At 55.6% G+C, this 20,325-nt stretch carries 17 protein-coding genes; 14 read left to right on the top strand and 3 right to left on the bottom strand.

Annotated elements, in window-relative coordinates:
* Positions 1-120 precede the first annotated feature (120 nt).
* From B7L15_RS02685 to arsJ, 8 genes are all read left to right on the top strand, one after another.
* Positions 121-1,314, top strand: a complete 1,194-nt coding sequence (locus tag B7L15_RS02685) for a multidrug effflux MFS transporter (protein ID WP_085917498.1) — start codon at positions 121-123, stop codon at positions 1,312-1,314.
* Positions 1,311-2,045, top strand: coding sequence for a sulfite exporter TauE/SafE family protein (locus B7L15_RS02690; RefSeq protein ID WP_085917499.1), 735 nt, complete (start codon positions 1,311-1,313; stop codon positions 2,043-2,045). The genes B7L15_RS02685 and B7L15_RS02690 overlap by 4 nt, the downstream gene beginning before the upstream one ends.
* A 140-nt stretch (positions 2,046-2,185) precedes the next feature.
* Positions 2,186-3,196: a PstS family phosphate ABC transporter substrate-binding protein gene (locus tag B7L15_RS02695; RefSeq protein WP_085917500.1), complete on the top strand. Its 1,011-nt coding sequence runs from the start codon at positions 2,186-2,188 to the stop codon at positions 3,194-3,196.
* A 172-nt stretch (positions 3,197-3,368) separates the two neighbouring features.
* Positions 3,369-4,619 carry a phosphate ABC transporter permease subunit PstC gene (pstC, locus tag B7L15_RS02700; protein ID WP_085917501.1) on the top strand — a complete coding sequence of 417 codons (1,251 nt, stop codon included), beginning with the start codon at positions 3,369-3,371 and terminating at the stop codon, positions 4,617-4,619.
* A gap of 18 nt (positions 4,620-4,637) precedes the next feature.
* Entirely contained in the window at positions 4,638-5,804 is a 1,167-nt protein-coding gene (gene pstA, locus B7L15_RS02705; RefSeq protein ID WP_085917502.1) for a phosphate ABC transporter permease PstA, read from the top strand.
* 26 nt (positions 5,805-5,830) lie between these two features.
* Positions 5,831-6,670 (top strand): phosphate ABC transporter ATP-binding protein PstB, encoded by an 840-nt coding sequence (gene pstB, locus B7L15_RS02710; RefSeq protein ID WP_085917503.1) that lies wholly within the window; start codon positions 5,831-5,833, stop codon positions 6,668-6,670.
* 133 nt (positions 6,671-6,803) lie between these two features.
* Positions 6,804-7,835, top strand: coding sequence for an ArsJ-associated glyceraldehyde-3-phosphate dehydrogenase (locus tag B7L15_RS02715; protein WP_085917504.1), 1,032 nt, complete (start codon positions 6,804-6,806; stop codon positions 7,833-7,835).
* A 16-nt stretch (positions 7,836-7,851) separates the two neighbouring features.
* On the top strand, positions 7,852-9,063 hold the full coding sequence (arsJ, locus tag B7L15_RS02720) for an organoarsenical effux MFS transporter ArsJ (protein ID WP_085917529.1): 1,212 nt from the start codon (positions 7,852-7,854) through the stop codon (positions 9,061-9,063).
* Positions 9,064-9,086: 23 nt separating this feature from the next.
* Here the strand turns inward: arsJ and arsB are convergent, their stop codons facing one another.
* Complete coding sequence (gene arsB / locus B7L15_RS02725; protein ID WP_085917505.1) at positions 9,087-10,157, bottom strand: ACR3 family arsenite efflux transporter; 1,071 nt, start codon at positions 10,155-10,157, stop codon at positions 9,087-9,089.
* Positions 10,158-10,170: 13 nt separating this feature from the next.
* Positions 10,171-10,890: an arsenical resistance protein ArsH gene (gene arsH / locus B7L15_RS02730; RefSeq protein WP_085917506.1), complete on the bottom strand. Its 720-nt coding sequence runs from the start codon at positions 10,888-10,890 to the stop codon at positions 10,171-10,173.
* A gap of 155 nt (positions 10,891-11,045) precedes the next feature.
* Here arsH and B7L15_RS02735 point away from each other — a divergent pair, with 155 nt between their 5' ends.
* Positions 11,046-11,459, top strand: a complete 414-nt coding sequence (locus B7L15_RS02735; protein WP_085917507.1) for an arsenate reductase ArsC — start codon at positions 11,046-11,048, stop codon at positions 11,457-11,459.
* Positions 11,460-11,483: 24 nt separating this feature from the next.
* The gene (locus B7L15_RS02740; RefSeq protein WP_085917508.1) at positions 11,484-13,181 is read left to right on the top strand and encodes a methyl-accepting chemotaxis protein; all 1,698 of its coding nucleotides are present in this window, start codon (positions 11,484-11,486) and stop codon (positions 13,179-13,181) included.
* Between the two features lie 92 nt (positions 13,182-13,273).
* Here B7L15_RS02740 and B7L15_RS02745 read toward each other — a convergent pair whose 3' ends face one another.
* Positions 13,274-14,461 carry an acetyl-CoA C-acyltransferase gene (locus B7L15_RS02745; protein WP_085917509.1) on the bottom strand — a complete coding sequence of 396 codons (1,188 nt, stop codon included), beginning with the start codon at positions 14,459-14,461 and terminating at the stop codon, positions 13,274-13,276.
* A gap of 125 nt (positions 14,462-14,586) precedes the next feature.
* Here B7L15_RS02745 and B7L15_RS02750 point away from each other — a divergent pair, with 125 nt between their 5' ends.
* From B7L15_RS02750 to B7L15_RS02765, 4 genes are all read left to right on the top strand, one after another.
* Positions 14,587-15,186: a TetR/AcrR family transcriptional regulator gene (locus B7L15_RS02750; protein ID WP_085917510.1), complete on the top strand. Its 600-nt coding sequence runs from the start codon at positions 14,587-14,589 to the stop codon at positions 15,184-15,186.
* Between the two features lie 156 nt (positions 15,187-15,342).
* The gene (locus B7L15_RS02755) at positions 15,343-17,007 is read left to right on the top strand and encodes an AMP-binding protein (protein ID WP_085917511.1); all 1,665 of its coding nucleotides are present in this window, start codon (positions 15,343-15,345) and stop codon (positions 17,005-17,007) included.
* Positions 17,008-17,034: 27 nt separating this feature from the next.
* Positions 17,035-17,802, top strand: a complete 768-nt coding sequence (locus B7L15_RS02760; protein ID WP_085917512.1) for an SDR family NAD(P)-dependent oxidoreductase — start codon at positions 17,035-17,037, stop codon at positions 17,800-17,802.
* Between the two features lie 235 nt (positions 17,803-18,037).
* The gene (locus B7L15_RS02765; protein ID WP_085917513.1) at positions 18,038-19,843 is read left to right on the top strand and encodes an acyl-CoA dehydrogenase C-terminal domain-containing protein; all 1,806 of its coding nucleotides are present in this window, start codon (positions 18,038-18,040) and stop codon (positions 19,841-19,843) included.
* Positions 19,844-20,325 lie beyond the last annotated feature (482 nt).

Genomic DNA, 20,325 nt, shown 5'->3' on the forward strand with positions numbered 1-20,325 from the left:
CAATTATCATCTCCTTGACGGCCTTCGAGTGATCATGGCCGACAATGCAGCCTAAAAGGCATATAATTAGCGGCCTACCTTTATGCTGCAAGGGTGACTGCGGCCACCCTAAGGAGAGACATGGAACTCAATCCCCGGCGCGTCGCTATTCTGGTAGCCGCCAACACGGCGCTGGCTCCCTTTGCCATTGATGCCTATTTACCGGCAATGGCGGCCATTGCCGATACCATCAATGCGAGTATTCATCGTACCGAGCTTTCGATTAGCGTCTTCCTGTTCGGCTTTGCGCTGGGGCAACTGTGTTTCGGGCCCATGTCTGACCGGCTAGGTCGTAAGCCGGTGCTGATGAGCGGCCTGGTCGTGTTTCTGTGCGCAAGCTTGATGATTATGACCGCCGACACCCTTACCTCTCTGCTTGTTTGGCGGTTTGTACAGGCCTTGGGTGGCGGGGCCTGCGTCGTCAACTCGGCGGCGATTGTGCGCGACTGTTTCAGTGGTCGTGAAGCCGCCAGAGTGATGTCGACCATGGCCATGATCATGATGCTCGCGCCTCTGGTAGCCCCGGCGGTCGGCAGCCTGCTGCTGCACATGGCGGACTGGTGGCTGATCTTTGTGTTTCTCGCTGTGTATGCGGGGTTTCTTCTCTGGCTGTTGGGAACAAGGCTGCCCGAAACCCGGGATATGTCGTTGCCTGCAGCCTCGCCGCGCCAGGTGATTCGCAACTATGCCAGTGTGCTGCGCCATCGCGAGGGAATGGGGTATATCTGCGCCGTTGCCGCCTCGTTCGCTGGCCTGTTTGCCTTTGTGACAGCGTCGCCGTTTCTATATCTGGACTATTTTTCGTTGAGCCCGGGGGTGTATCCGTTCGTGTTTGGCGTCAACGTGGTCATGATCGCCGGTTCGAACCGAGTCAATATCTATCTATTGCGTAAACGCACACCCCAGCAAAATTTACGCTTGGGGCTGGCGGTTCAACTGGTCGCTGCAATGGGCTTGGTGGCTGCCACAGCGCTCAATATTGCTTCATTGGCCGTTGTCGTACCGCTGGTAATGCTATTTACCGGCATGATTGGCCTTATTACACCCAATGCCATTTCCTCGTTGCTGGATCATTTCGGCCACATCAGTGCCACCGCCACTGCCTTGTTAGGTGGTATTCAATTTAGCTGTGGTGCCCTGGCAGGCGCCATGGTGGGTCTCTTTGAAGTCGAACACCTATGGCCGATGGTTCTGACCATGCTGGCGGCTGCCCTGTTGGGCAACGTCGGCGTGCGCTTGCTGACGCCAGCGGCAACGGATGTGCGATCGGGATGATCGAGGACGTTGTGACGTGGTTGGATATGTCGCCGAGCACCTGGACGGGGTGCGCGCTGACCCTCGCGTTAGGTGCCTTTGTACAACGCGCCACTGGTTTTGGCTTGGCGGTTATTGGGGCGCCGCTGTTGTTGATGATAGAGCCGCGCCTGGTGCCCGTGGTGTTGGTGCTTTTCGGGTTCACCGTGTCGCTAATAATGGTACGCCACTACCTGCACGAGGTACGCCTGGGGGCACTGACCATGGCACTGGTGGGACGCTTGCCGGGCAATGCGTTGGGGCTTTGGCTGCTTATCGCAGCGCCAATGGTGGTATTGGAAAAGTTGATTGCTGCCATCGTTCTGTTTGCGGTATTTGTCACGCTATGCCGCGTGCGGGTGCCGGTCAATCGCGTGTCGTTATTTGGTGCGGGGGTATTCTCGGGGATTTTTGGCACTGTCGCTGCCATCGGCGGGCCGCCAATGGTCCTGCTAATGCATGGATTTGCCCCAGACCGACTGCGCGGCAACCTCGCGGCTTTCTTTATCATCACCTCGATGCTGACGCTCGCTACACTGGCGTTGGCAGGGCAGGTGGGTTTATGGCATTTAGGCGTGGCGGCAACGTTATTGCCCGCTGTACTGCTGGGGAATGCGCTTGCCGACAGGGTGGCGCATCGCATTGATCGGCAATGGCTTCAGGCCGCGTCGCTTGCGCTATGTACCCTGGCAGCCGTGGGGCTTTTGTTGTAATAAATGATGGCGTTGCGAGCCGTGATGAAAAATTTTAAAAAAATTATGTTGTGACATTGCTTGTCATGAAGCTGTCATCGAAGCGATGCAAAGTGTGCCTTGCGAAGGCAATATCCCTAACAGCTTCAGGAGTAATTCGCATGAACCGTATTCTCAAAACTACCGTGCTCGCGGCAGCTGTAATGAGCGTGGCAGGTGTTGCTCAGGCTCGTGATCAAATAAACATTGTCGGCTCTAGCACTGTGTATCCGTTTGCCAGCTATGTGACCGAGGAATTTGGCGCGACAACCAACTACCCGACGCCGGTCATCGAGTCTACCGGTTCAGGCGGCGGTTTGCGTCTGTTTTGTAACGGTGTTGGCGATGGCACCCCGGATATCACCAACGCATCGCGCCGCATGAAGCCGTCTGAGTTCGAGCGCTGTGCAGAGAACGGCGTGACCGATATTACCGAAGCCAAGATCGGCTCGGATGGTATCGTGCTCGGTCAGTCTAACGAAAACGATGTCGTGCCACTCACCCTTGAACACATCTTCATGGCTGTGGCCGCGCAGGTGCCCCAGGATGGCCAACTGGTTGAAAACCCCTACACCAACTGGAGCGAAATCGACGCTTCGCTGCCGGATCGCGAAATCTCCATCTACGGACCGCCCACCACGTCCGGTACCCGTGATGCCTTCGAAGAGCTGGTGATGGAAACCGCCTCCGAAGGTATGGATGCCTACGAAGAAGCCTACACTGACATCCGTTCTGACGGTGTCTACATCGACGCTGGTGAGAACGATAACCTGATCGTTCAGCGTCTCCAGGAAGACACTGGTGCCTTCGGTATCTTCGGCTATTCATTCCTGGAAGAGAACACCAACACGCTGAATGCGGCAACAATCAACGGTGTTGAGCCGGAGCCCGAAGCCATCAGTTCTGGTGACTATCCGGTTGCCCGTTCACTGTGGTTCTACGTCAAGAACCAGCACGCTGACGAAGTGCCGCCCATGTACGAATACGTTGACATGTTCATGTCAGAACAGATGATTGGCGGCGACGGTTACCTCCGTGATCTCGGCTTGATCGTGCTGCCGGAAAGTGAGCGTGAAGAATGGCGCCAACAAGTGGCAGACCGCACTCAGTTGGAACTCTCTGACCTGCAATAACAGAGTGTTTAATTGAGAATGTGGCATCGGCCGGCAGCATAAGCTGTCGGCCTTTTATTTTGCGATTGATGTTGCGAGATCGGCTTTCGATTCGCTGACTGTCATATTGCTGTAATGTTTTTACCTCAAGATATTTCAAAATCGATTTCATCAGTAACGCGAGAGAGATTAGATGCAAACCAACCAGCTAGTTTTACTCTTTTGCACCGTGATCTTGCTGCTGGGACTTGCGGCCTTTTTTGCAGGTCGCACCAAGGCCTCGCGGGTTCGCAGCGGGGGAGGCAAGATGTTTGCCCAACCCGACCAGTATGCGTGGTTTGCCGTGCTCTCCACCGCAGGCCCCGCCATAGTCGTGGGAGCGGTGGGCGCCTTTATCATGCTTCTGCTGGGGGCGGATATACCCACCTTCTATCTTCTTGCCGCAAGCCTGGTGGTATCTGCCGCCGGTCTGGTGGTGGGGTTGGCGCAAGTGCGTGCTGATTTTCACGCCCGCCAGGCAATCGAAAAGGTGATACGACTGGCACTGGCGTCAGCGGCCCTGATCTCGATTTTTACGACCTTTGGCATCCTGATCTCGATCATCTCCGAGGCCATTCGCTTTTTCCAGATGCACAGTTTCTGGGAGTTCATCACCGGCACGACCTGGAGCCCGGGTGACAGCTTCCTGGCGGCTGCCGGTCGCGGCGACGGCGGTGGCGCCCAGTTCGGTTCGGTGCCGCTTTTCGCCGGTACCTTCATGATTACCGCCGTCGCCATGCTGGTGGCGGTACCGGTTGGCTTGTTCTCGGCGGTTTACATGTCCGAATATGCCCCCAGCAAGGTTCGTACCATCGCCAAGCCTGTGCTTGAGGTTCTGGCAGGTATTCCCACCGTGGTTTACGGTTTCTTCGCGGCAATCACTGTAGCACCCATCATCGTCGATGTTGCCGGTTTTTTGGGCCTAGAAGCTTCTTATAACAACGCGCTGGCACCGGGCATCGTCATGGGCATCATGATCATTCCGTTTATCTCATCGCTGTCGGATGACGTGATCAATTCGGTACCCGATACCATGCGTCAGGGGTCGCTCGCGCTGGGCATGACCAAAGGCGAAACCATTCGCGACGTGGTGATACCAGCAGCGTTACCGGGGATTATTTCAGCGTCGCTTCTGGGTGTTTCACGGGCAATGGGGGAAACCATGATTGTGGTCATGGCGGCGGGTATGCGTCCCAACTTGACGGCCAACCCATTGGAAGACATGACCACCGTGACGGTGCGCATCGTGGCTGCACTGACCGGGGATCAGGAGTTTGAAAGCGCTGAAACCCTGTCTGCCTTTGCGCTTGGTCTGGTGCTGTTTGCCGTCACGCTGACGCTTAACCTGGTCTCGGTGCTGATGATCCGCCGCTTCCGTGAAAAATATCGCGTGAATAACCTGTAACGCCGAGGAACTGATTCGATGAGCCAAACTTTTGATGACATCAGCCAGCAGCTCAAGCGGCGTCACCGCAAGTCGAGCCGCTTAAAGTGGATCTCCATGGGCGCACTCGGTCTGGCAGGTCTGTTTTTGCTGCTGTTTTTCGCCGACATGCTCAATAAGGGTTTACCCGCCTTCCAACAGGCGTATGTTAATACGGAAATAAACTATACAGAGGAAGCGGCCTCCGATGCGCGGCAAGCAATTCCTGGTGACCTGGTGCCCCTGGTCAGCCGAACCGAGATCCGTAGCATCCCACTGCAAATGCGTAATAACGAGGACCTTTTAGGGACGTCCGAGCAAAAATGGCTGTTGGCGAACAGTGAGGTAGACCAATACCTCAAGGGCAATCGTAATAGCCTGAGCGAAGAGGAACGTGCGGCCATTGATGAACGGGTTGAGTCAGGGCAGGTCGAGCTGGGATTTAACCACACCTTCTTTACAGAGGGTGACTCCAAATCCTCTGAGAGCGCCGGTATATTGGCAGCCGTCGTAGGTACCATCATGACCATGATCGTTACCTTGGCGATCTCCTTTCCGATTGGCGTGATGACGGCGGTGTATCTGGAAGAGTTCGCGCCGGATAACCGGATTACCCAGGCGATTGAAATCAATATCAACAACCTGGCCGCGATCCCCTCGATCCTGTTTGGTTTGTTGGGCCTGGCGATTTTTATCAACTTTTTTGGTGTGCCGCGCTCATCGCCGCTGGCCGGTGGTATGACACTGGCGTTGATGACCCTGCCGGTGATCATTATCTCGACGCGTGCGGCGCTGCGTAGCGTACCGGATTCGATTCGGCATGCGGCGTTTGGCGTGGGCTGTTCGCGTTGGCAGGTGGTGCGCGATCACGTATTGCCACTGGCAATGCCGGGTATCATGACCGGTTCGATTATTGGTCTGGCGCAAGCCATGGGGGAGACGGCCCCGTTGATCATCGTTGGGATGGTAGCGTTTATCCCAGATATGAGCGCCTCCTTTACTGAGGCAGCTACCGTGATGCCCGCGCAGATCTTTACCTGGGCCGGTGAGCCGGAGCCAGCGTTCGTGGAAAAAACCGCCGGCGGCATTCTGGTTCTTCTGGCAGTGCTCATTTCCCTCAACGCTTTCGCCGTGTTACTGCGCAAGAAATTTGAGCGTCGCTGGTAATCCAGCGCGTTAAAAAGGATATCGCTATGAATAGCCAAGCACCCGTAATGACTGAGCAAGATACGCCGAGCGTTGGTCAGCCCTATACGCGCAATGAACAGGCGTGCCATGACCTGAGTATCCGCATCCGCGACCTGAACCTCTGGTACGGCAAGAACCAGGCGCTGAAAAACCTCAATATCGACCTGTTCCAGAAAAATGTGACGGCGTTGATAGGGCCTTCCGGCTGCGGTAAGTCCACGTTCCTGCGCTGTCTGAACCGAATGAATGACCTTATTCCCAGTGTGCGCACCGAAGGGCTGGTGGAGATGGACGGCCACGACGTCAACGAGTCCAAAATGGACGAAGTGGCGCTGCGTCGGCGCGTGGGCATGGTGTTCCAGAAACCCAATCCATTTCCCAAGTCAATTTTTGAAAATGTCGCCTATGCGCCACGTATGCACGATATGGTCAGCCGTAAAGCCGAGCAGGACGAACTGGTTGAAAAAGCGTTGCGTGATGCAGGTCTCTGGGAAGAGGTGAAAGACAAGCTTCAGGAGCCGGGTACGTCGCTCTCCGGTGGTCAGCAGCAGCGGTTGTGCATTGCCCGGGCAATTGCCGTGCAACCTGACGTCATCTTGATGGATGAGCCGACATCGGCCCTTGATCCGATTTCCACGGCGACCATCGAGGATCTGATGGACCGCCTGAAAGAGAAATTCACCATTGTGACGGTAACGCACAATATGCAGCAGGCGGCGCGGGTGGCTGACTACACGGCGTTTTTCCATCTGGGGGAAATCATTGAGTACAACGACACGAAAGTGATGTTCTCAACCCCGGCCAAGAAAAAAACCGAAGATTACATTTCCGGACGTTATGGCTAAATAGCCCTCGCCAGTCAGGCCCACCGTTGGCACGGTGGGCCTGACGAAGGACGTGTTTTTTTACCCCTTCATATATGATTTTTCGTATATGAGCATTAAGCTTTATATGCGGCAAATAGCTTAGGAGGCTTCCATGGCACTACGTATCGGTATCAACGGATTCGGCCGTATTGGTCGACTGACACTGCGAAGTTTGTGGCCGCGGGTAGAAGCGGGTGAAGTGGAGCTGGCTCACATTAACGACCCTGGTGGTGATGCGGCGACCTTCGCGCACCTGCTTGAGTTTGACTCCGTGCATGGGCAGTGGTCACCGGGTGCCGGTATAGTCGCTGATCAGGACGCCATTGTGATCGACGGCGATTCGATCCCATTCAGCGCCAACAAGCAGATCGTGGATAGCGACTGGTCCGGTTGCGAGGTGGTCATCGAATGTTCGGGCATGGTGAAAAACACCGCTCAGCTTCAGCCGTATCTTGATCAGGACGTTGCCCGGGTGGTGGTAAGTGCGCCTCTGAAAGATGAGGACGCGTTGAACGTGGTTGTTGGCGTCAACGACCATCTCTTTGATCCCATTCAACACAAGATTGTCACTGCCGCCAGTTGTACCACCAACTGCCTGGCACCGGTGGTCAAGGTTATTCAGGAAGGCTTCGGTATTCGCCATGGCTCAATGACCACGGTACACGACATCACTAATACACAGACGATTCTCGACGCCCCGCATAAGGATCTACGCCGTGCCCGTGCTTGCGGCATGAGCCTGATTCCCACCACGACCGGCTCGGCGAAAGCCATTACTGCGATCTTTCCTGAGCTGGAAGGCAAGCTTAATGGTCATGCCGTGCGCGTGCCGCTGGCCAATGCGTCGCTGACCGATATGGTGTTTGAGCTGGAGCGCTCGGTCACAGTGGATGAGGTCAACCAGGCGCTCAAAGCCGCCGCCGATGGCTCGCTGGCGGGGATTTTAGGCTATGAAGAGCGTCCGCTGGTGTCGATCGATTACCGCACCGATCCGCGCAGCTCGGTTATCGATGCGCTCTCCACCATGGTGATCAACGGCACTCAGTTGAAACTCTACGCCTGGTATGACAACGAGTGGGGCTATGCCAACCGTACCGCCGAGCTGGCCCTGCAGGTAGGTGGCGAGCAGGTGGAGCGTGGCTGAATCGGCGTTGTTGAAAATGCGGGCACGTGTAAAGGCACTGCCGTTTGAAGTCCGCCAGTACATGCTGATAACGGGCAATTACTGGGCCTTCACGATTACCGATGGCGCGCTGCGCATGCTGGTGGTGATGCACTTCCACCAGTTGGGCTACTCGCCGTTGGCCATCGCCATGTTGTTTCTGTTCTATGAAGCCTTTGGCGTAGTGACGAATCTGGTCGGTGGTTGGCTGGGCGCTCGCCTGGGTCTCAACCGCACCATGAACGTCGGACTTGGGCTACAGATAATTGCCCTGGCCATGCTGATGGTGCCTGCCGGATTGCTGACCGTCGCCTGGGTCATGGCCGCCCAGGCGCTGTCGGGCATCGCCAAAGACCTCAACAAGATGAGCGCCAAAAGTGCCGTGAAAGTGCTGGTGCCTAAAGAGAGCGCCAACGCCAACAGCTCGCTCTACCGCTGGGTGGCCATGTTGACCGGCTCTAAGAATGCGCTGAAAGGCTTGGGTTTTTTCGTCGGCGGACTGCTGCTGACACTGATTGGTTTTCGCGGTGCCGTGGTGGTCATGGCCGTGATGCTGGGCGTGGTATTGCTGTTATCGCTATGGCGCTTGAGGGCTGACCTGGGTCGGCAAAAGGTAAAACCCAGGTTTTCAGAAGTCTTCTCGAAATCACGTGCCATTAATGTGTTGTCAGCGGCGCGGTTTTGCCTGTTCGCCTCGCGGGATGTTTGGTTCGTGGTGGCGCTGCCGGTGTTTTTATATGACCAACACGGTTGGACCCACTGGACCGTGGGCGGTTTGCTGGCGATATGGGTTATTGGCTATGGCGGTGTGCAGACTCAGGCCCCCAAGCTCACGCGGTTGATCAAGGGCGATGCGCGCGCCCTTACCGCAGGCTGGGCAGCGGCACTGGCAGTGCTGGCGATTGTGTTGGCGATGCTGCCCTTGGCGCAGGTCGGTTGGCTGGTCGTTGGCTTACTGGCGTTTGGCGTTCTGTTTGCGATCAATTCCAGCTGGCACAGCTATCTGATTGTGCATTATGCCCGCGCCGACGGTGTTTCCATGGACGTCGGTTTTTACTATATGGCCAATGCCATGGGGCGATTAGTGGGCACACTGCTATCGGGCTGGCTATATATGGCCTTCGGCCTGAGTGCTTGCCTGTGGGTTGCCGCTGCGCTGGTTGCTTCCAGCGCGGTGATGGCGCTGGCGTTGCCCAGGCAACCAGCTTAGCGCTGATATCATTCTTTCTCGCTTTATGGCGTTTTAAAGCGGTGGCGCGTCTTGTTGGCGATGCTTACCAGTGCCAGCATCAGCGGCACTTCGACCAATACGCCGACGACCGTTGCCAGTGCCGCGCCTGACTGCATGCCAAACAGCGCAATGGCGGCTGCGACGGCGAGTTCAAAAAAGTTGCTCGCGCCAATCATCGCGCCGGGAGCGGCAATGTTGTGAGGAACGCACCAGGCTTTCGCCCAGCCGTAGGCGATAAAAAAGATCAGAAAGGTTTGAATAATCAGCGGAATGGCAATGAGCACAATATGCAGTGGATTATTCAGAATGACCTCGCCCTGGAAGGCAAACAGCAGCACCAGGGTAATGATCAAGCCAATCGGGGTGATCGGGCCAACGCGCTTCATGAACACATTGTCGTACCACTCGGCGCCGCGTTTTTTAATCAAGCTTTGCCGCGTAATGTAGCCTGCTGCCAGGGGAATCACGATATACAACACGACCGACAGGGCGACGGTGTCCCAGGGCACCTGAATGTTGGAGATCCCCAGCAGGAAGACCACGATGGGGGCAAACGCGAACAGCATGATCAGATCATTGAGAGCCACCTGCACCAGGGTATAAGCCGCGTCCCCTCGCGTGAGATAGCTCCATACAAACACCATGGCGGTACACGGCGCGGCACCAAGTAGGATAGCCCCCGCGAGATACTGGCTGGCAAGCGCTTCAGGGATAAAGGGCCGAAAGATCACCATTAAAAAAAGCCAGGCAATGGCAAACATGGTGAAGGGCTTGATCAGCCAATTGACGGCTGTGGTGATGGTTAGCCCTTTGGGTTGGCGGCGAACCCCAGCGATGGAGGTGAAGTCAATTTGCGCCATCATGGGAAAAATCATGGCCCAGATGAGTACCGCGATAGGGATGGAGACCTGGGCTACCTCAAGACGTGAAAGCGCTTCCGGTATCGCCGGGGCGAGCTGCCCGAGCAAGATGCCTGCCACAATGGCAAGAGCGACCCATACCGAGAGAAAGCGCTCGAATAGCCCCATGCCCTCAGCCGTGGAGGGGGATGACGTATCCTGTTTGGATGACATGAAAAGCTCCTGATCAAATGGCCCGCTGGTTAACCCGCTTGGAGAGTTCTTCGGCGCTTTCCTTGCGCTCTGAATAACGGTCGGTGAGCAGCGAGCTGCGGTCCCGCACAAGTAGCGTAAACTTCACCAGTTCTTCCATGACATCCACGATGCGGTCGTAGAAAGGTGATGCTTTCATGCGGTCGTTATCGTCGAATTCCTTAAACGCTTTGGGCACTGATGATTGGTTGGGGATCGTCAGCATGCGCATCCAGCGGCCCAAAATACGTAGTTGGTTGACGGTGTTGAATGACTGGGAACCGCCGCATACCTGCATTACCGCCAATGTCTTGCCCTGGGTTGGACGCACGCCACCTAACGCAAGCGGGATCCAGTCAATCTGCGCTTTCATGATCCCGGTCATCGCGCCGTGGCGTTCGGGAGAACACCACACCATGCCTTCTGACCATTGGGCCAATTGGCGCAGCTCTTCAACCTTGGGGTGGCTGGCATCTTCTGTATCCGGCAACGGCAACTCTCTAGGGTCAAAAATTCTTGTTTCAGCGCCCATGGCGTTGAGCAAGCGGGCGGCTTCTTCAGTTGCTAAACGGCTAAACGAACGTTCACGCAGGGAGCCATAAAGCAGCAGAATTTTCGGTGCTTGTGTATTGCCTGCCGTTAAACCCAGTCGCTCTAGGTTGGGTATTTGAAAGAGGTTCGCGTCCAGATTGGGTAAATCGTCCAGAGTGGTCATATGATCGGCTTCCTTTTTGATTCACGTCGAAACGCACTGTCTTCATAATATATGTTTTTCCATATATTTCTAGCGGCATCGTTATCGCTGCAACAATGCCGTCATGATTGCTGCGTAATGTGATGTTCAATCTTTAGATAAGAGGTTGTTTATTTATGTCCAAACGTCGTGTGTTATTTCTTTGCAACGCCAATTCTGCACGTTCATTGATGGGTGAGGTGCTGCTTCGTCATATGGCCGGTGACCGATTCGAGGCGTTCAGCGCGGGCACCGAGCCGGATGAACCTCATGCGCTGACCCTCGATGCCCTTAACAAGCAAGGACTTTCCACAGAAGGGTTGTACAGCAAGTCGCTTGATGCGTTTGAAAGCGAAGCCTTCGACTACGTGATTGTGCTTTGTGACAAGGATCTTCAGGCCTGTCGCGATTGGCAGGGGAAGGCCGGAGAGACTCTTTATTGGGATATCCGTGATCCCAGACTGATCAACAAGCCAGATGCTTATCAGCAGGCGCTGCAGGAAATTCGTCGTCGCTTGCAGTTGTGGCTGCCACTGCATACGTCTGAGTAAATCACAGTCAAAGGGAGGGGCGGGATGAAATGGCTCAATGCGTTAAGTGTTAAAGCAAGCTGGACGTTGGTGCTGGTAATGTTCAGCGGCCTGGTAGTCGTGATTGGCGGGCTTGGGTTGTTCGCCAATCATTTTGGTCGTGAGGCATTTACCTCGTTGCATCAACGCGACATGACACAGATTAGCCAGCTCAACAGTGCTTACAATCAGCTATTGCGCGCACGTATCCAAATGAACCGGGCAGCGGAACTGATTCGGACGCCGTCGTTTGATCGCCCCGATCCCCTGATAGATGAGGCGGAGCAACTGCTTGCCTCGGCAGCAGAGGATTTTACCCGCTTCGAGGCAAGTCATTTTGATCAAGAACAGCAGGCGATCGTCGATCAGTTAGCATCTGACTTTCAATCATTTGTTAACAATAACCTCAGTCTGCAGATGATGATGCTTCAAGATCGCGATATAACGGGTTTCTTCTCGGGGGAGTCGCGAGTGGACGAAAGCAGTCAGCGCTTTATTGACAGTGCCGACGCATTCTTTGATGCCTCAGCGCAGCGCGGTAATGCGCTTTTTGCACGTTTCGAGGAAGTGTCATCACTACTCTTTTGGGGGGTGATCGCAGCGCTGGTCGCCTCGCTGATGGTCGTGTCAGTGGTCGTGTGGGGCGTCTTTAAAAATGTGCTTCGACCTCTAAGAGCCATTACTAAGCATTTCCAGCGCATCGCCAAAGGTGATCTCTCTGTTCCGGTTGAGTCGCACGCAAATAACGAGATTGGTCAACTGTTCAGTGAGCTTGCCTATATGCAGCAATCACTGCGTACGACGGTGAATCGACTGACTGTAAGTAGCGAGCAGGTGCACAGTAATAGCCAGGAAATGACCGAACAGAACCAGCGTTTGGCGAGGCAGACAGATACTCAGGTGTCCGCCTTGCAACAGATGGCGGCGAGTCTGGAGCAATTGACCGCCACGGTGAATCAAAACGCGGAGAGCGCGTCGCATGTCAGTCAGTCAACTGCGGATGTGTCACACAAGGCGCAGCAGGGTGATGAGGTGATCTCTCAGTTCATTATGACAATGGAAGCGATCAATCGTCACTCCGAAGAAATTCAAAGCATTATCAGAATGATTGAAAGTATTGCGTTTCAGACCAATATCCTCGCGCTTAATGCCTCGGTGGAAGCGGCCCGTGCCGGTGAGCATGGCCGTGGTTTTGCGGTCGTCGCCAACGAGGTACGTGCGTTGGCGACGCGCAGCGCCAATGCCGCTAGCGACATTCGGAAGCGTATCGAGGCATCCCGGGATAGTGTGGAACAAGGCAGTGAGCTTTCGCAGCAGGCGGGTGAACACACCAGATCTATCATGCAGGCGGCTCGTCATGTGGATACCTTGATGATCCAGATGGCCCATGCGTCGGAGGAGCAGCGGCGGGGTATAGAGGAGGTCAATCAGGCCGTCGTGCAGATCGACACGACTACCCAGGGAACCATGAGCCTGGTCAATCAGGCTGCCCATAGCGCGGAGGTGCTATCCCGCGAAGCATTGCAAATGCGGGAATATGCCGGTCAGTTCAGTGTCGATGGGGAGGTCGCAGACGAAGGTCATGACCGCACCAATGAAGAGGGCATCGAGTATCCCGAATGGGAGCAGCTTAGCCAAGATGGTAGTGCCACAGCCCGCCCCGGCAAGAAGGGCCCTGATGTTCGTTTGCTGGCCGCTTCATAGCAATACTCATGGCCTCGCTAAGTAGTCGAGTCGCCCTGGCTGAAACGTTGCCAGGGCGTGAATCAATATTGTTTTACCCGGGAAATCGTTGGCTAATCCATCAACTCAACCGCGACGGCCGTGGCTTCGCCGCCGCCGATGCACAGGCTTGCAATACCACGCTTGCCGCCTTTGGTGCGCAGCGCGTGGATTAATGTCGCAATGATGCGTGAGCCGGTAGAGCCGATCGGGTGACCCTGGGCGCAGGCGCCACCAAAGACATTGACCTTGTCGTGGGGGAGGCCCAAGTCATCCATTGCCATCAGGGTTACCACGGCAAAGGCTTCGTTGATTTCAAAGAGGTCAACGTCACTAACGTTCCAATCCAGCTTCTTCATCAACTTTTCAATCGCGCCCACGGGCGCGATCGTGAACTCGCTCGGGTGGCGTGAGTGGGTTGTGTGCCCCAGCATGCGCGCCATCGGTTTAAGGCCGTGCTGATCCGCCGCTGCCTGGCTGGCCAGGATAAGTGCCGATGCGCCGTCAGATATCGAGCTTGAGTTGGCAGCAGTAATGGTGCCCTCCTTGGCAAAGGCGGGGCGCAGTTGGCGGATTTTGTCCAGTTTGGCCTGAAAGGGCTGCTCGTCATGTTCAACCATAGCCTCGCCATGGCGCGAGGTAACGGTGACGGCGGCCATTTCGGCATCTAAATGCCCTGCATTGGTGGCCGCCATGGCGCGTTCGAGCGAGGCGATGGCGAAATCGTCAAGCCGCTCGCGGGTGTAGCCACGCTGAGACGCGACATCCTGCGCGAAGACGCCCATCAACTTGCCGGTCTCGGCATCTTCCAGGCCATCCAGGAACATGTGATCTTTCAGTTCCCCGTGACCTAACCGATAACCGCTGCGCGCCTTGGTGAGAACGTGGGGAGCGTTGGACATGGACTCCATGCCGCCAGCCAGGATGACATTGCCACTGCCTGCCTTGATCAGGTCGTGAGCCAGCATGGTGGCTTTCATTCCCGAGCCACACAGCTTGTTAATGGTGGTGGCGCCGTTGGCATCGGGGATGCCTGCCTGGCGCATGGCTTGCCGTGCCGGGCCCTGTTTAACGCCCGCCGGCAGTACACAGCCCATAATGCCTTCTTCGATCGTCGTGGGGTCGATACTGGCGCGCTCAATGGCGGCACGGATGGCAATCGCGCCCAGCTCGGTAGCACTCATGCTCGACAGGCTACCCATCATGCCGCCCATCGGGGTGCGTGTTGCCGACAGAAACACGATGTCTTTAGCGTTACTCATGGTGTTCTCCATAAAGGTTATTGTGATTATCTCACTGAGAGGTGCGCTATGCGTTGACCCGTTGTCGGTGCTGTGGTCTTCTCCGAGGTAACCAAGCAAGCGCTAGTGTGAACGACATGAATGTAATGAATGCATCTCCTCGTCGCAAGGAATTAACACGCCTCGCGGCTCAGCTCTTTGTTCAGGAAGGCTTCGACCGTACCACGGTGCGCATGCTGGCGCAGGAAATGGGTATCAAGTCCGGTAGCTTGTTCCACCATTTTAAAGATAAGCAGGAAATCCTGGCGGCTGTGATTGAAGAAGGCACTCACAATGCGCTGTTGATTGCGCGTCGTGCGCTCGATAGCTGCGCAGATCACCCCGAGGTGCGTCTTCGCGCAATGGCGCGAGCGCACCTCGAAACACTGTTTACCGATCGCAATGCCCACGTGGTGGCGTTGTTTGAGTGGCGACGGTTAACACCTGATGCCAGCGCTCATCTGAGCCATCTGCGTGATGCGTACGAAGCGCTGTGGGTGGCGGTGATCGATGATGCCTTGGCAGCAGGGCTGATTCATGGGGATCGCTTCCTGGTCTCACGCTTTGTACTGGGTGCTTTGAACTGGACGGTGCGCTGGTACGACCCGGACGGCCCTAGAACACCGGATGATCTGGCCGATGAACTGGTCGCAATGATCATGGCCCGTCAGGATGAACAGAGTGACTCTCTGGCTTTGCGCGACTAACGTATAACCAGTAAACGCCACGACTCGCTTGCGCTTCTTCGTGTTTGCTTTTAGCGTAGTTTTATTCAAAGGGTTCCGTTAACGTAAACTGATAAAAACAATGCCGACGCCTGCGTAACCCGATGCTCACTACCAACAATACCCAAGAGAGCCATCATGACAGCGACATCACGCCCCAATTATTCGGATTACCTTGATTCGTTTTCCATCGGAGAAGTCATCGCCAAACTTGATGATCATCAGGACGGTCAGTTAAACGCCTTCGAAGCATGTTGTGGGCGCCATGTCCGTGCCGGCAGGGGCGAGGTGTTGGCTCTGGTGCAGGAGGACCTGGAAGGTGCGACGCACACGTTGAGCTATAAGGAACTCGACCAGCAGAGCGCTAAGCTGGCGGGCTGGTTTCAAGCTCAAGGACTCGGCGAGGGTGATCGCATTGCGTGTATGCTCCCCCGTTCGCTGGCGCTTTTGGTAGCTGTGGTGGCGACCTGGCGTATTGGCGCGGTTTACCAACCGTTGTTCACTGCCTTTGGACCCGATGCAGTGGATTATCGGTTGGGGCGGGCTGACTCCAGGCTTGTCATTACCGACCATGCAAACCGTTACAAGTTTGATGGTCTGGGCCAATGCCCACCCGTCTTGGCAGTCGGTGGGCCGACCCGAGAGCATTCTGACGACCATGATTGGCAAACAGCGTTGACGCATACGTCAATGAGCGGTGAGCCGCCCCGCCTGTCAGCGGATAAGCCTTTCCTGCAGATGTTTACTTCGGGGACGGTGGGCAAGCCAAAGGGCGTTGCCGTGCCGCTTTCCGGTATGACGGCATTCGCTCTCTACATGGAGTTGGCGGTTGACCTTCGCGAGGAAGATCGCTTCTGGAACATGGCGGACCCCGGCTGGGCGTACGGGCTTTACTATGCGATTGCAGGCCCGTTGCTTCTGGGGGTCACGACCCACTTTTGCGAAGCAGGGTTCAGTGCCGAAGGAGCGCTTGAGTTCATGAAGCGCCACCGTATTACCAACTTTGCCGCAGCGCCAACGGCCTATCGGCTAATGAAGGCATCAGGCCTTTTCGATGACGCTCATCAAACGCTTGAGTTGCGTGCCGCCAGTTCAGCGGGTGAGCCCTTGAATACCGAAGTGGTTTCATGGGTGGAGGCATCGTTGGGCTGTTCGGTGATGGACCACTATGGACAAACCGAAACCGGGATGACGTGTAACAACCACCATGCCCTTGATCACCCCAAACATGTCGGTGGCATGGGAGTGCCCATGCCCGGGTACCGCCTGGCGATTCTGGATGCTGAGTACAATGAGTTGCCGCCCGGCGAGCCGGGGGTTCTGGCCGTGGATATTGAACAGTCGCCCGCGCACTTTTTTCAGGGTTATACCTGGCAGGAAAAAGATCCCTTTGTGCAGGGGTATTACCTGACTGGCGATGTAGTGATTCGCAACGAGGATGGGTCGTTTCAGTTTGCTGGCCGTGATGACGATATCATCACGACGTCCGGGTACCGTGTGGGCCCGACCGATGTCGAAAACAGCGTTATGGCACACCCCGCTGTGGCAGAGTCGGCAGCGGTTGGTCAGCCGGATGATATTCGGGGCGAAGTGATCAAGTCGTACATTGTGTTGCGTGACGGCTACGCGGCAAGCGAAGCCCTGGCGGATGAAATTCGTCAGCAGGTACGCGAGCGTTTGTCGGCCCATGCATTTCCCCGGGTCATCGAATTTGTCGACGAACTCCCCAAGACGCCAAGCGGCAAAATTCAGCGCTTCAAGTTACGCGCTCAAGCAGCAGAAGACGTCAACTTGAGCCAATAACGACTTTCATGACAGGGAAACACGACTATGCAGGTGAAGGATCATACATTTTTAATCACCGGCGCCGCTTCAGGCTTAGGGGCTGCGACAGCAGAGCGTCTCGTGGCTGCTGGTGCTCGCGTCGTCTTGTGCGACCTCAGCGACAGTGTCAAGTCCCATGCAGAGCAGTTGGGGGAAGACGCGCGTGCATGCCTGGCGGATATCACGTCTCAAGAACAGATGCAGCAGGCAGTTGATACCGCCGTAGCATTGGGCGGCGAACACGGGCTTTCGGGTGTCATTCACTGCGCAGGCGTTGTCAGTGTTGCCAAGCTGGTTGACCGCGAAGGCAATCCTGCTGACCTGGAAAGCTATACCAAAACGATCAATATCAATCTCGTCGGTACTTTTAATGTCATGCGCCTGGCGGCGGCCGCAATGGCCAAAAACACGCCGAATGAGACCGGCGAGCGTGGGGTAATCATCAATACGGCGTCCATAGCGGCATTTGATGGGCAGGTGGGGCAGTGTGCATACAGTGCCTCCAAAGCGGGTGTTGTGGGTATGAGCCTGCCTGCTGCCAGGGAGCTTTCGCGTCATGCCGTTCGCGTCATGGCCATTGCCCCCGGCGTGTTTGAAACTCCCATGATGAGTGAAATACCTGACGAAGCCGCCCAGGCGCTGGCCGCCGCCGTTCCATTCCCTAAACGGTTGGGCAAGCCAGAAGAATTCGCCCAGTTGGCAGAGCAGATTATTACCAACTCGATGTTGAACGGAGAAGTGATCCGGCTGGACGGTGGTATTCGAATGCAGTAATAAATGTCCTATTCATCCGCTATTAGATAGCCTGCCGGTGTTCTCGTCGGCAGGCTTTATTTTTTTCTGAGGCATGACTGACCCGTTGGGCGACCAAAGTGGTAGCGATTTGGACGGCTAAATTAAAACGACTGCTTGACTACTGGGCGGGCTCGCGCTAATTTTCAAACATGCGTTTGAAAGCCGTTTTCTGAAGATGCTCGTTGCTTTCAGCCCCCTGTTTAGGAGAAGTGCCATGCCCAGCTACCAGGCCCCCTTGCGTGACATGCGTTTCGTCATGGACGAAATGTTTGACTATCCCGCCCATTATGCCTCTCTGCCCAACGGTGAGGACGCTTCTCCTGACGTGGTGAGCGCCATTCTGGAAGAGGGAGCGCGCTTTGCCCGTGACGTACTGCTGCCCATCAATCAAAGCGGCGATGCAGAAGGCTGCTTGCTGGAAGGCGGAGAAGTTAAAGCACCCAAAGGCTTTAAAGAGGCTTATCAGCAGTATGTAGAAGGTGGGTGGCCCAGTCTGGCTGCAGACCCCGAGCAAGGTGGCCAGGGGCTGCCGCCTTCATTGGCGATGATGCTGTCAGAAATGATTTGCGCAACTAACCTGGCGTGGGGGATGTACCCAGGGCTTTCCCATGGCGCAGCCGATGCGCTAAGGCACCATGGCACCGACGAGCAAAAAGCCACCTATCTCACCAAGTTGGTTGAGGGCGTTTGGACAGGAACCATGTGCCTGACCGAGCCGCATTGCGGTACTGATCTCGGTTTGATCAAGACGCGTGCGGTACCCGTTGCGGACAATGCGTACGCGATTACCGGCACCAAGATTTTTATCTCGGCGGGTGAGCACAACCTTGCCGAGAATATCGTGCATTTGGTGCTGGCAAAGCTGCCCGATGCGCCTGAAGGCTCCAAGGGCATTTCGCTGTTTGTTGTCCCCAAATTTCTGCCGAATGCAGAAGGCAATCCCGGCGAACGCAATGGCGTCACCTGTGGTTCGCTGGAGCACAAGATGGGTATTCATGGAAACGCTACCTGCGTGATGAACTTCGATGGCGCAACCGGTTACCTCGTGGGACCGCCCAACAAGGGGTTGGCGTGCATGTTCACCATGATGAATGCGGCACGTCTTGGGGTCGGGATTCAGGGGCTGGGTCTGATTGAAGCGAGTTTTCAGAACTCACTGAGCTATGCTCGTGACCGTTTGCAGATGCGTGGCTTGTCCGGCAAACAGGCTCCCGAAAAGCCTGCTGACCCGATTATCGTCCATCCCGATGTGCGCCGCATGCTGCTAACGCAAAAAGCCTTTGCTGAAGGTGGCCGTATGCTGGTGCTTTATACCGCACAAATGCTCGATGTGGTGGAGCATGGTGAGCCGGGTGAAGACCGGGATCATGCTGAAACCCTGCTGGGCTTGCTAACACCTATTGTTAAAGCCTTCCTGACCGAAGTCGGTTTTGAAAGCACTAATGAGGGCGTACAGATCTACGGTGGTCATGGCTTCATCAAAGAGTGGGGAATGGAGCAACTGGTCCGTGATGCGCGAATTACCCGCCTCTATGAAGGCACGACCGGTATTCAGGCGCTCGACCTGCTGGGCCGTAAAGTGCTCATGAGCCAGGGTGAGTCGTTGAAGGTGTTTACCAAGGAAATTCACAAGTTCTGCAAGGCAGAAGCCGACAATGCCGACCTCAAAGAGTTTGTCGAGCCGCTTTCCAAGCTGAATGCCGAATGGGGCGAGCTGACCATGGGCGTTGGCATGAAAGCCATGCAGGACCGCGAAGAAGTTGGGGCGGCAAGCGTTGATTACCTCATGTATTCCGGCTATGTCACGCTCGCGTACCTGTTTGCTCGGGCTGCCAAGCAGGCGTCGTTGTCTCTGACGGGCGAAGAAAAGTCTTTCTATGCCGCGAAGTTGAACACTGCGCGTTTCTATTACCAGCGGTTGTTACCGCGCACCAAGGCGCACGCGCAAATGATCCAGTCGGGTGCGGGTAGCCTGATGGCAATGTCCAGTGAGGACTTTGGTCTGGGGTTTGAAATCTGATTAACGGTTAGCGCGGCCGCAGGCCGCGAACGGGCACTCTCTGGTCAGGCGTTCTGATCGGTGGTTTGCGGCAGGCCTGGTTCTTTGAATCAGACCTGTCGCTTTTTTTATTTTTAATACCTCTTGCCAACTCGTCAGCAAAGCCGTAAAGTACGCATCCGCTGCCGGGGACGCCCAGCGTTGCCAGCGGTGAATGAGGTGTAAAAACCTCGGTTTGTCAGTAGGTTAGGCAAATAGCAGGAAGGGAAGTTGAGTTAAACATTTCCTTCGCTTCTGCCAAACAGCCGTTGACAAACATTGGAAAGTGCGTAGAATACGCCTTCCTCGCTTAGCAGCGGCCACGTCAGGTTTTGAGGCCCGCAAGCGAAACGCTCTTTAATAATGTGATCAGGTAATTCATGTGGGCGCTTGCCGATGAGGGTGATAAATCACCAATTATCAAGGCAAGCGCCCACATGAATTACCTGATCACATTATTAAAG

This window comes from Halomonas sp. CSM-2, from assembly GCF_002119345.1.
In the GTDB taxonomy this organism is placed as follows: Bacteria; Pseudomonadota; Gammaproteobacteria; order Pseudomonadales; family Halomonadaceae; genus Vreelandella; species Vreelandella janggokensis.